This is a genomic window from Flavobacterium sp. GSP6 (assembly GCF_003984855.1).
Classification (GTDB): Bacteria; Bacteroidota; Bacteroidia; order Flavobacteriales; family Flavobacteriaceae; genus Flavobacterium.
Genome location: NZ_RYDO01000009.1, coordinates 75,167 through 88,932, shown reverse-complemented (window position 1 = coordinate 88,932; position 13,766 = coordinate 75,167). Strand labels below are relative to the sequence as shown.

The following is a 13,766-nucleotide window of genomic DNA, read 5'->3' as shown; positions in this document are numbered from 1 at the left end:
CGGACAGCAGGAGGAGCGTTATTGTGAAAATGGGTAGTGGTGCTCCTCATAATTTAAAATAGGATAATGAGGTTTCTCGTTGCTCTAAATGAAAAAATAAAAAGCAAAAAAAAGCACCAGTTGTAGAACTGATGCTTTCTTGAATGATTGAAAAAATATTATTTTTTCTTTCCTTTTACGGGAGCTTTTGCTGCTTTTGCTGCCTCTTGAGCTGCTTTCATAGCGGCACGAGAGATTTTCACTTGACAAATTACAGTGTTGTCCGGGTGCATGATTTTGTAGTCCGGAGAAGCTACTTTAGTAACGTACAATTTGTTACCCATGTCTAAGGCAGTAATGTCAGCTTCAATAAAATCAGGAAGATTTTTTGGTAAAGCTTTTACTTTTAGTTTACGAGTGTTCAAACGTAAATCTCCACCGGCCATAACTCCTTTAGAGTTACCAATGATTTTTACAGGAACTTCCATAGTGATTTCTTTGTCATCAAATAATTGAAAGAAGTCAATGTGTAAGATCTTGTCAGACACCGGGTGAACCTGAATGTCTTGTAAAATAGCGTTAAATGATTTTCCTTCACCTAGATTGATCTCAACTGTGTGAGCGTTTGGGGTGTAAACCAAGTTTTTGAAAGCCATAACTTCTGCTGAGAAATGAACTGCCTGATTTCCTCCGTATAATACGCAAGGAACCAATCCAGCATTACGTAGGGCTTTAGTCGCAACTTTACCCACGCTTTCTCTTTCTGATCCTTTAATTGTAATCGATTTCATTGTAAAAAAATATAGTTATTAAATAATATTACTTGTTTGGCTTTTAGCTTTTGGCTATCAGCAAGACTTTATAACTTTAAGACATTGGACTTTACGACTAATGTATTACATTATAAATTTTCCACTTATGGAATTGTTGTGGTGCACCATGTGCATAACTTCAGCAAAAAGAGGCGCACAACTCAACACTCTTATTTTTTTTGATTCTTTCTTTAACGGAATAGAATCGGTGACGATTAATTCTAATAATTTAGAATTCTCTATTTTTTCGTAAGCATCCCCGGACAAAATCGCGTGTGTACAAATTGCTCGTACGCTCAGTGCTCCTTTTTCGATCATTAAATCTGCGGCTTTCGCCAAAGTGCCTCCGGTATCAATCATGTCATCTACTAAGATTACATTTTTACCTTTAACTTCACCAATCAATTCCATGGTGTCAATAATATTGGCTTCTTTTCTTTGTTTGTAACAAATCACCACATCCGATTCTAAGAATTTAGAATACGCATAGGCTCTTTTTGAACCTCCCATGTCTGGAGAAGCGATAGTCAGATTGTCTAAACCTAAACTTTTTACGTACGGCAAGAATATTGTCGATGCAAAAAGGTGATCTACCGGTTTTTCAAAGAATCCTTGAATTTGATCTGCGTGCAAATCCATGGTCATTACTCTTGTTGCGCCTGCAGCATCAAGTAAATTAGCCACTAATTTAGCTCCTATCGGAACTCTTGGCTTATCTTTTCTATCTTGTCTTGCCCAACCAAAGTAAGGAATTACTGCTGTTATGTGTCGTGCCGAAGCCCGTTTTGCAGCATCAATCATCAGTAACATTTCCATCAAATTATCTGCCGTTGGAAAAGTAGAACAAACGATAAAAACCCGTAATCCTCTGATAGACTCTTCATAAGAAGGCTGAAATTCACCGTCGCTGTATTTTGACATGGTGATTTTCCCTAAAGGGATTCCGTATTGCTCTGCTATTTTTTCAGCCAGATAGACACTTTGTGAACACGCAAAAATTTTAGCTTCTGGTTCTAGGTGTGACATTTAATTTGTTGTTTTTATTCCGCTGCGCTCCATACTGTTGGCTTTGTCATTTGTATAAAGCCGTATGTTTGTATTTGCCTCGGGTGTAGTTAGTTGTGTGTTGTGTTTTTAACGAGGTGCAAATTTATAAAATTTATTCAACTCTGAAAGGAAAAAATTAAGTATTTTTAGTTGAACATTTAATATTATTTTTTACATTTGCATCGTGTTAAAGGAATTGATGGTTGATTTAAACACAACCACCTCTTTTATTGCGTTGAAATAACTGTTGTTATTTCATGTCTAGCTAAGCCCGGATGGCGGAATTGGTAGACGCGCTGGTCTCAAACACCTGTGGGAAACCGTGCCGGTTCGACTCCGGCTCCGGGTACATTAAAAGTCCGTAATAGCGTTGTAAATCAACACTTTACGGACTTTTTTTATTGTAGTTTCCCGACCATTGCTACTTCTAGTCAAAACGTTGATTACTTCATTCACATTAGTGGTTCGACAACCATCATTTCTGAAAAGTAGTTTTCCAGTAAATATTGAACCAGCTAATATTATTTTCTAATCATAATTAGATACATAAATTCTTTTTCCGTGGGATACAGCATGATATTTAATTCATTGAGAACTTATGTAAATGCTATAGAATGCTTCTCAAATACGAGAATTACCTGTTATTCCTAGTGTGTTATTTATTGTTGTTTTATCTCAAACTTTATATATTCAGATGGGGTCATATTAAATTGTCTTTGAAAACTTCTACCGAAACTTACCTGTGAATTAAAACCAACCATTTCGGCTATTTGATAGATTTTATAACTACCTGTTTTCAATAATTCGGCAGCTTTTTTAAGTCGGGTAATATTTATTAAATCAAGAGGAGTCAAATTAGTGACACTATTAATTTTTCTGTACAATGTGGATCGACTCATATTCATATTCAATGCCAAGGTGTCAACACTTAAATTAGAATCTGAAATATTGCTAATGATAATTCCATCGAGTCTTTTTATGAAATTTTCGTCGACACTGGTATGAGCCATCGTTCTGATATGAGCCAGAGGAGAACTTGAATAATGGTCTATTATATTTCTTCGATTATCCAATAAATTAGACACTTGTACTTTGAGATATCCCATAGAAAAAGGCTTGTCAATGTATGCGTCTGCACCAGATTCTAACCCCTCTATCCTAGCCCCAAGGGATATTTTTGCAGTTAATAAAATAATGGGAATATGGCTTGTACTTATATTAGTTTTCATTTTTTCACAAAATGTAAAACCGTCCATTTCTGGCATCATGACATCGCTGATTATTAGTTGGATGCTCTCGTTATCAACAATATCTAATGCTTGGATGGCATTTGTTGATTTTATTATTGTGTAAGTATCCATTAAATCTTTAGCAACAAAATCTAGTAAATCCTCATTGTCTTCTATCAAAAGGATAGTCGGTTTATTGTTTTCGATTTTTAATTTATGAGTAGAGAAGTCGTCTTCTACTTTAATATCAGATTTTTTTACATTGTCAAAATCGAACTCTTTATCCTGATGTATAGGAAGTTTGAGTACAAAACTATTCATTGCAGCATCATTAGTGTCTAATTTTAATTTGCCTTTGTGTAGCTTCACAAGGGAATAAGCCAAGGCTAGACCTATTCCAGTTCCGGATTGATTTTCGGTTCCTGGCGCTCTAAAAAAAGGTTCAAATATCTTGTTTCTAAGATGGGATGGAATTAATTTACCATCATTTTTTATCGTTAATTTGAAATAGCCTTCCTTTTTTGATAAGGAAAGAATAATGTTAGATTTTGAATATTTTATCGCATTATTAAACAGATTACTCAATATTTTAGTCAATACTTCAGCATCGACAAAAGCAATCAAATCATCTGTTTCTAATTTAAGTTCAAAATAAATGTTCTTGCTTTTTATTATTTGACTAAACTGCGTGTAAGTTTCTCGTACTAAATCTGAAATATTTGTTTTGACAAATGTAAGGCTAACGTTTTCTAATTCAGTTTTTCTAAAATCTAATAATTGACTAACTAAATTGAGCAAACGACTTACATTTTTATCCATAATAGACAAATTCTCCTTTATTTCAGTACCCGGATCCACTTTATCAAGCAACTTTTCTAAAGGACCTTTTATCAAGCTTAGTGGTGTACGAATCTCGTGAGAAATATTGGTGAAAAACTCAATCTTGGCATTGTATAATTCTTTTTCCTTTTTGTTATTTAGTTCTGTTAATAAATACGAATTTCTTAACTTTATTCTGTTGTGATAAAATCTAAAGCCTTGAAAACACAAAACAATTAGAATACAAATGTAAAAGACGTACGCCAAATTACTTTTCCATAGAGGTGGTAAAATAGTAATTTGTACTGGTGATGACTTACTCCAAATACCGTTAACGTTAAGTGCTTTCACTTTAAAAACATAGTTCCCAGAAGATAAACCAGAAAAATAAACCTTATGCCTTTTTCCTAACGAAATCCAATCACTTGTAGAGCCTTCAAGCTTATACCAATACTTCACCATTTCAGGTGCAGTATAACTTAATGACGTAAAATCAAGATTAAAAGAATTCTCATCTGGATATAAAGTAATCTCTTCGTTGTTGGTGATAGAATTATTATAAGTGGAAATACTAGTTTTTCCCGACGATTCTTTTCCTAATATTTCTATTCCTGTCAAAAAAATAGAGGGACGAAAAGTGTTTTTTAAAAACCTTTTTGGATTAAAAGCGACCATGCCGCTCGTGCTGCCAAAATAAATCATACCGTTTTTGTCTTTGTAAGCTGAATTATAATTGAATTGATTATTTAAAAGGCCGTTGTCTTCCGTGTACACCTTAATTTTTTTTGATTCTTGATCGAATTCAACCAAACCTTTTGAAGTACTTATCCAAAGAATATTTTTTTCACCACTAATAATAGAGTAAAATACATTGCTGGGAAATCCATCTTTAGTAGTGTAATTTTTAAATTCATTGCTCTTATAATTATATACATTAAGCCCATTTTCAGTTGCGATCCATAAATCATTTTTATAGTCTTGGAAGATGCCATTTATTGCATTATTACTGATGCTTTTTGAATTGTCTTTATTTTGTTTAAAAACAATGCGCTTATTAGTCCTTGGATTATAACTAATTAAACCATCCCAATAAGTACCAGCCCAAAGAATGCCTTTTTTATCTTCCATAAACGAAGTATAAAAAACCCGTTCTGCAAATCCTTTAATGTTGATGAATTTATCTTTTCCTGCATCGTAAGTTTGTATACCCGTTGAAGTAATAACAAAAATTTGTTTTGAAATATTTTGATAAAGTGTGTAAACAAAATTACTGGAGAGACCATGACCATCTCCTACACTGTAATGTTTGATAACTTTTCCAGTGTCGGTATCCATGATGTCAATTCCACGATCAAACGTGCCGATCCACAGTTTATTTTCTTTGATTAATAGCCCATGAATGTTGTTATGGGTCAATAAGTTGCTGTTTTTGGAAAGATCGTAATTAGTAAAAAGTCCCGTCTTGGGATTAAACTTATTAAGTCCAGCATCCTCAGTACCAATCCATAAATTCCCATTTGGGTCCGAACGAATTTCACGAACTGCATTACCGCTAATTGAATTTTCACCAAGTTTTGGATAATATTTTTTGAATTGTATGTACTGTTTTGGATAATAATTAATGCCCCCAAAATAAGTACCTATCCAAACGCCTCCTTCAGAATCTGCTGTCAAGGAATAAACTGCATTATCGGAAATAGAGTAGGGATTATTATAGCTTTTAGTTAAATTTTTATACCTAGAACTCTTCAAATTATAGATAATTAAGCCAGATTCTGTTGCAATCCACAACTCGTTTGGATTAATTTTTAAAAAATCTCTTATGTATAAAGGTTCACCATTATGCAGACGCAATCGTTTGATACTATTGTTACGAATATGATAAACTAGCACACCACTATTTTGTGTTCCGATAAAAATATTATTTTCACCTTCACATATTATTTTGCTAATATTTATGGGAAGTTTGTTTTTTGTGGAGATGTTAATACTAATTTTTTTAAACGAATTTGTTTCTTTATTGTAACCATATAGATTATTATTAAATGCCACCCAAATTCTTCCATCAGGTGCTCTGGTTATTTCTTCTACATTAAACAATAATTTATTTTTATAACTAACCGTCTTTTTAGTTGCTATTGTGTACTTGAATAATGTTAAGTCTGCAATGTACCATAGGTTTCCATCATTATCATTCTCAATGTCAACAATGGGTTTGTTTAAAGACTTTCTTAAAAGGCTGAAATCTTCTGCTTTTTCATTGTATTTGAATAATCCATTATTAGTTCCCACCCACAATTGACCATTGTATTCGTGGAGACATTCAATAAAATTACTCCCTATGCTATTAGGACTATTAGTGTCATTTCGAAAAGTTTTAAAAGTGTAGCCATCAAATCTGTTTAACCCATCTTTGGTGCCAAACCACATAAACCCTTTTTTATCTTGAAGAGAGCTAAGCACAGTATTATGTGATAAACCATTTTCGCTTTTATACTTTTTAAAATAAAACTCTTGCCCAAATGAAGAATTGGTCAAGAAATAAATTATGAAGAGGTGAACGATGTATTTTTTCATTTTTTAATCTTAATACTAATTTTGTGAATAAAAGTAAATAAATAGAATGCCAATTTTCAATTCATATTATCCTATAATTATACAATTCATTCCATAAATAATAATATTACTGATAAAATAAATATTATAATTGATTTGTATAAAAAATGACACGTTAAATATAGATTTATTTTTTTTTTTGACCGTGTTTTGTTTAGAAATAACCAAATAAACTATTACAAAATGAAAAAAAATGTACCAAAATTAATTAAATTAGTCATTACCTTAACATTTTGCTTATTTGCGTTCCTAAACAACGCTTATTCTCAAGGCCAAATTAATATTAGCGGTGAAATTAAAGGTAGTGATGGAACTCCATTACCGGGTGCCAATGTCTTAATTTCAGGAACTCAGCTTGGATCTACTGCCGATTTTGATGGGAAATTCACATTGAAAAATGTTTCTTCTAATGCTGTGTTAGACTTTAGCTATATTGGTTATCAGAGCCAATCAATTAAAGTCAATGGACGTACTACAATTAATGTTGTTTTAATTTCAGACAGCGGTAATTTAGACGAGGTGGTCATAATTGGATACCAATCGATACGAAAAAGTGATTTAACAGGTGCTATTGCTGTTATTGATCCAACTAAAACAAATAAAAACATCTCAAACTCCCTTGCTGAATCTCTGCAAGGATTAGCCGCAGGTGTAACTGTTAGAAACGGTGGACAACCGGGACAAAATTCTCAAATAGAGATAAGAGGATCAGCTAGCTTTGTTAATTCTAATCCATTATACATTATTGATGGAATGATTACTGACGCAAATCAAACCATAAATAATAATGATATTGAGTCTATCCAAATTTTAAAAGATGCATCTGCAGCAGCGATTTACGGTTCAAGAGCTGCCAATGGAGTTATTATTATTAAAACTAAATCAGGCAAAGAAGGACCACTTAAAATTTCCGTTACGCTTAACACTGGGATACAACAAATTCCTAAAACTTGGGATGTAATGAACAATGCCCAATATGCCGAATTACAAAAAACAAGTTATACAAATTCTGGATTAATGCCTCCTTTATCAATTGGAGCAAATTTTAATCCCAATATCAATACAAATTGGCAGGATGAAGTGACGAGAACCGGAAATACTGTAGACTTAAACATTGGCGCCTCTGGGGGTACTAAAACTTCTTCCTATTTTCTTTCTGCAAGCCAGTTTGAAAACAAAGGAGTGCTAATTGGAAGGTCTTTTCAAAGAACATCTTTTAGAGTGAATACCCAGATGAAAAAAGGTATCGTAACTATCGGAGAAAATTTATTAATATCTAATTCAACCACAAAACAACCTTTAGGATCTTTTGATACGGGTAATCCTTTTTTCGATATGGTGACTATGTTGCCTGTTATTCCTGTAAAAGGTGACGGGTACATAAATGCTAATAATCCTGGAGGTTGGGGAATAGGAACTGTAGATGCCGTTTCATTTTCAAAGAATCAAGTTGCCGTTACTGATGTTTTACGTGAAAACATAAATTTTGCGAAATTAGTTGGTAATGCTTTTGTAAATGTGGAGATAATAGAGGGTTTAAGCTATAAATTTAATGTTGGTGTTGATGCAAGTTTTGACTTTTCTAAAGGAATAAGACGAAATGGAGTTACCCAATTTAATGCTGCAGTTCGCCCTAGTTTTATCGCTGACAATAGATCAAGATTTATCAGTGTTTTGATGGAACATACCCTTAATTTTAACAAAAAAGTAGGGAAACATAATTTAAATGGTGTAGTAGGTATTTCTGACCAACAAACAAAAAGAGATTTCTCTTTAGCTATGAGAAGTAACATTACGGAATTGGGAGATCAAATATTTACCCAAATAAATTCAACAACAGGAACATCAACTAGCGAAGGTGCAATCACAGATGATTATAGAACTTTTGGTTATCTAGGGCGAATAAATTATGATTATGCCAGTAAATATTATGTAACCCTTACAGGAAGAATTGACAAAGACAGTCGTTTTAGTAAAGACAATAGAACAGGTAATTTTCCATCAATAGCGGGTGCTTGGAGAATTAGTAAAGAAGATTTTTTTAATGTTCCTTGGATTGATGATTTGAAAATAAATGCTTCGTATGGTGAGTTGGGAATCGTAACCTTGGGTTCTTTTGATTGGCAAGGAACAATAAATAACAATACAAGAGCGATTCTTGGCGGTATGCCTCAAGTGGGTTCCTATCAAGCTACATTGGTGAACCCGGATTTACGTTGGGAAAATAGAAAAACACAAAATTATGGTCTAGAAACATCATTATTTAAAAATACAGTAAAACTGTCTGCGGCATATTATAATTCATTGTCTGAAGATGCCCTAGTTACTAATTTGCCTATTGCCGTTTATTTAGGTAATTTAGGGGGTACTCCTCCAGTAAATGCAGGCTCAATTAGAAATACTGGATTTGAACTTGAAGCTTCATACGCGAACAATGTCAATGAATTTAAATGGAATGTTGGTTTAAATTTTACAACCATAAAAAACCGTGTTGAAAAAGTTGGAAACCGTGGAGAAGGCATAGATTACATACAAACTGGATTGACAAGGTCCAAGGTGGGACAACCTTTAGGCCAATGGTATTTGTTAAAAACAGATGGTATTTTTCAAAACCAATCTGAAATAGATGCTCACTCGTTAAATGGCAATTTGATTCAGCCTTTTGCAAAACCTGGAGATGTCAAATTTGTAGACAGCAATGCGGATGGAAGAATATCTGATACGGACAGAGACTTTAGTGGATCTTCATCATGGCCAACTTTACAAACAGGATTACAACTTGGAGCTAATTATAAGAATTTTGATTTAAGTGCGCAGTTTGTGGGGATCTTTGGAAATGAAATATTTAATAGTGTGAGACAACAGTTAGATTCCTATCAAAATACAAACTTTAGAAGTGATGTAAATCCCTGGACCCCAACAAATACAAATACAAGTGACCCGAGAATTGGTGTAGCAACAAATGATCAAGGTTTGGTTGACAACGCTAGATTTAGTTCAGATAGATGGTTGGAAGATGGCTCATACCTTAGATTGCGAAATATTCAACTAGGATATTCATTTGAAGACAGTATTCTAAAAAAATTAAAAATGACTGGATTGCGTGTTTATGCAACAGGACAAAATTTATTTACAATTACCAAATATTCTGGACTTGATCCCGATGTGCAAGGTAATGGTATTCTCGAAAGAGGTGTGGACAACGGAAACTGGCCTTCAAATCGAATTCTTGCATTTGGTGTAAATCTAGAATTTTAAAAACAAAAAACTAAAGTAAAAAATCATGAAAAATATATTAATATTATTTGTACTGTTAACAATTTTTTCTTCTTGTAGTGACGAGTTAGATAAAGTTAACCCAAACGAAGTAACTAACCAAAGTTTTTGGCAGAATGAAAGAGATGCTGTAAAAGGTGTTAATGCCTGTTATAGTACCTTGCACAGAGGAGGATTTTCAAGATGGCAACCCATGCTTTATGATTTGCGATCCGATGTGGGTGTAAGTTATAGCCCCTGGAGTGATTTGGCCAATGCGATGAATAATTTCATACAACCAGACTCTAATTTTGGACCAATGGTTGATGTTTATTTTGATAATTATGTTGGAATCAATAGAGCAAATGCTGTCCTTGCAAATGTGCCGGCTATAACTATGGATTCAAACTTGAAAGCAAGAGTATTGGGCGAAGCCTATTTTTTCAGAGGAATGCATTATTATCATTTAGCCAGTTTGTGGGGCAATGTTGTTTTGCAATTAAAACCATCTGCACCAACAGATTTACCAACAACTTCGACTGAGGCTAAAGTTTGGGCTCAAGTAGTTAAGGATTTAACGGAAGCCGTTGCCAGTTTACCAAAGAGCTATGCGGATCCAAAAGATCAAGGAAGAATTACTAAAGGCGGTGCCAATGCTTTATTAGCAAAAGCCTACATGCAATTAGGCGATTACGAAGCTGCTAAAAAAGCGCTTGATTATTTAGTTGTTGGCGATGGAGCTAGTGCCTATAATTTAGTGTCGAATTATTCCGAAAATTTCAAAATCACTTCAGAATTTAATACAGAATCCGTAATTGAATGGAGCTATATTGAAAATCCTACAGAAGGAACAGATAATGACGTACAAACCGCTAACCATAATTATGGAACATCTATTGGTCAATTCTATGCACCACCTGGAGTAGGGTTTTCAGATGCTGAAGCATTAAGATGGGTAGTTGATGAATTTGAAATTGAAAAAACGGTTTCAAACGAAAGAGATCCCAGACTGCCGGCAACATTTTTATACAACTTTACTAACGAAGCCGGTCCTGCTGCCACAATGGTTTATGGTCAAACATTTTTACAAAGATATGGCAACAATAAAAGGGTATCTTTTAGAAAGTTCCTTCACGATCACGCTAGAAATTATGAAGGCTTCAGAGGAATTAACAACTACAGATTTATTCGGTATGCCGATGTTCTTTTAATGTATGCTGAATGTTTGAATGCAACTGGAAAAACTAACGATGCCTACCAATATGTTAATCGAGTACGGTCAAGAGCAGGCTTAGCGCCCTTAGCAACCGGGAAGTCACAGCAAGCATTTTTAACTCAAATCAAGCATGAACGCCTCTTAGAATTATCAGGTGAAGGTCATAGATTTAACGATTTAAAAAGATGGGGTGATTTAGTACCAACATTAAGTAGCAAGGATCCTGGATTTAATAATTTTGTAAAAGGGAAACACGAATTACTGCCTATACCACAAAGAGACTTGGATATTAATCCAAATATGACACAGAATCCTAATTGGTAAAATACAGATTAAAAACCCGTTGGTGCTGTTTTTTTTAATCATTTGCACCTAACGGGTTTTATCCTAAATATTTAATTTAAGAACTACAAGTATGGAATCACTAAAAATAAAATTGAGAAAATGTGGAGCCATTTCTATTGTCTGTCTTACGGTAAGTTTATTTATTTCTTGCAACAGTAGCCAAATTAGCAGTGAAAGTCCAAAAATTGACGCAATGTCTACTGCTACTACGTTTAAAAATCCAATTCTGAGCTCTGGTGCTGATCCTTGGGTGTATAAAAATGGCAATGAATATATTGTGACATTTACTACCGGAAATAATATCACATTGATGCGAACAGAGAAAATGTCTGAACTTAAAAATGGTACAAAAAAAATAATTTGGACCCCACCCTCGTCTGGTTTTAATTCGAAAGAAATATGGGCACCCGAATTACATAAAATTAATGGAAAATGGTATGTCTATTATGCTGCGAGTGATGGCGATAATAAAAATCACAAAATGTGGGTTCTTGAAAATTCGTCACAAGATCCATTTCTGGGAACATGGGTAGATAAGGGGGAATTAAAACTGCCCGATGATAAATGGGCAATCGATGGAACCCATATCGAGATTAACAACGAGTATTACTTTGCCTGGTCTGGATGGTCTGGTGATACTAATGTCAGTCAAAATTTATACATAGCCAAATTAGAAACCCCCTTTAAAGTTTCAACAGAAAGAGTATGTTTATTGAAACCAACCGCAACTTGGGAAACTAATAATACCAATCCTTTGGTAGCAGAAGCACCCCAATTTTTAATTAGAGACAATAAGGTATTCTTGTTCTATTCGGCAGGAGGATGTTGGACAGATGGATATAGCATTGGAATGATATCGATGGAAGTATCAAAAAATCCTTTAGATGTAAACTCATGGACAAGAAGCGAAAACAATCCTCTTTTTAAATCTAATACAACTGGAAACACCTTTGGGCCCGGTCACAATTCTTTCTTTAAATCTTTAAACGGCAAAGAGGATTGGATTCTATATCATGCCAACCCGCAACCTGGACAAGGATGTGGAGAAAATAGATCAATGAGAATGCAGCAATTTACGTGGGATAACAATGGTTTTCCAGTTTTTGGAATTTCGGAACCACTTAATAAAGAATTAATTATCCCTGCAGGGGAATAATTTAAAAATATTTAATCCTTAATGTATTAATATTCATAGGATTAATGGTTTGAGTTAGTTAATTAAATAACCGTTTTTTTATCAAAACGGTTGTTTTTCAATAACGAAAAAATAATAATTAAATCTCAATAATACTAAAATGAAAAAATATATCGTAAACCTGTTTGCTATACTTACTTTAAATGCAGGATTGGCTCAAGAAAACAAACAATACAATCAGAACAAATGGTCTATTGAAAGAGCAGAAAATTGGCATGCTCAAAATAATTGGATGGTAGGAGCTAATTTTATCCCAAGTACAGCTATAAATCAATTGGAGATGTGGCAGGCAGACACGTTTGATCAAGGAACAATTGACAAAGAATTAGGGTATGCTCAAAGTATTGGCATGAACACCATGCGTGTATACCTGCATAGTTTAGTGTACAAGGAGAATCCGGAAGGTTTTAAAAATCGGATCAAAACATATTTAAAAATAGCAGATAAACACAGTATAAAAACTATTTTTGTAATATTTGATGATGTATGGGATAAAAACCCAAAAATAGGTGTACAGCCAAGTCCTAAACCAGGAATACATAATTCTGGTTGGGTACAAGATCCAGGAGATCCTGCCTCTAAAGAAGATAAAAACTTTCCGGAACTAAAAATTTATGTTCAAGATATCATCAAAACATTTTCCAAAGATGACCGTATCGTGATGTGGGATTTATATAATGAACCCGGTAATAGTGAAAAATTGAATACTTCAATGAATCTTCTTTCTAAAGTTTTTGAATGGGCTAGAGAAATTAACCCAAGTCAACCTTTAACGGCTGGATTGTGGACTTGGAGTTTTCAAGAACTCAATGCTTTCCAAGCTTTAAATTCTGATATTATTACATACCACCATTATGGGGACGCTGCAGAGCATCAACAAGTAATTCACTTATTAAAATCACATGGTAGACCCATGATTTGTACAGAATATATGGCTCGAACTAGAAATAGCAGGTTTTCAAATATTCTGCCATTATTAAAAAAAGAAAACATTGGAGCAATTAATTGGGGCTTAGTAGCAGGAAAGTCAAATACTATTTATCAATGGGACACTCCTATGGTAAATGGGGAAGAGCCTATTGAATGGTTTCACGATGTGTTTACAAAGGATGGTGCGCCATATCGTCAAGATGAGGTAAATTTGATAAAAAAATTGACTGCAAAAAAATAATGACATTCAACCTGCTTGATTAAAACAACGGAAGTTTGTAAAAATATCAAAAAACGAGAAGGGCTAATTTACAGTCCGATTA

At 33.9% G+C, this 13,766-nt stretch carries 7 protein-coding genes and 1 tRNA gene; 5 read left to right on the top strand and 3 right to left on the bottom strand.

The window, feature by feature from the left end:
• Positions 1–158: 158 nt before the first annotated feature.
• Positions 159–770, bottom strand: coding sequence for a 50S ribosomal protein L25/general stress protein Ctc (locus EKM03_RS10535; RefSeq protein ID WP_126452005.1), 612 nt, complete (start codon positions 768–770; stop codon positions 159–161).
• A gap of 105 nt (positions 771–875) precedes the next feature.
• A complete protein-coding gene (locus tag EKM03_RS10530) occupies positions 876–1,817 on the bottom strand; it encodes a ribose-phosphate pyrophosphokinase (RefSeq protein ID WP_126458151.1) in 942 nt (313 codons plus the stop codon).
• A gap of 290 nt (positions 1,818–2,107) precedes the next feature.
• Between EKM03_RS10530 and EKM03_RS10525 the strand changes: the two genes are divergently transcribed.
• Positions 2,108–2,187, top strand: a tRNA-Leu gene (locus tag EKM03_RS10525).
• A gap of 310 nt (positions 2,188–2,497) precedes the next feature.
• Here the strand turns inward: EKM03_RS10525 and EKM03_RS10520 are convergent.
• Complete coding sequence (locus EKM03_RS10520; RefSeq protein WP_126740395.1) at positions 2,498–6,463, bottom strand: hybrid sensor histidine kinase/response regulator transcription factor; 3,966 nt, start codon at positions 6,461–6,463, stop codon at positions 2,498–2,500.
• Positions 6,464–6,685: 222 nt separating this feature from the next.
• Here EKM03_RS10520 and EKM03_RS10515 point away from each other — a divergent pair, with 222 nt between their 5' ends.
• The 4 genes from EKM03_RS10515 (at position 6,686) to EKM03_RS10500 (ending at position 13,684) form a co-directional block, all read left to right on the top strand.
• On the top strand, positions 6,686–9,760 hold the full coding sequence (locus tag EKM03_RS10515; protein WP_126576956.1) for a TonB-dependent receptor: 3,075 nt from the start codon (positions 6,686–6,688) through the stop codon (positions 9,758–9,760).
• A gap of 25 nt (positions 9,761–9,785) precedes the next feature.
• A complete protein-coding gene (locus tag EKM03_RS10510; protein ID WP_126740393.1) occupies positions 9,786–11,297 on the top strand; it encodes a RagB/SusD family nutrient uptake outer membrane protein in 1,512 nt (503 codons plus the stop codon).
• 91 nt (positions 11,298–11,388) lie between these two features.
• Positions 11,389–12,474, top strand: coding sequence for a family 43 glycosylhydrolase (locus EKM03_RS10505; RefSeq protein ID WP_231507428.1), 1,086 nt, complete (start codon positions 11,389–11,391; stop codon positions 12,472–12,474).
• Positions 12,475–12,613: 139 nt separating this feature from the next.
• Positions 12,614–13,684 (top strand): glycoside hydrolase family 2 TIM barrel-domain containing protein, encoded by a 1,071-nt coding sequence (locus EKM03_RS10500; RefSeq protein ID WP_126740391.1) that lies wholly within the window; start codon positions 12,614–12,616, stop codon positions 13,682–13,684.
• The last annotated feature ends 82 nt before the right edge of the window (positions 13,685–13,766 follow it).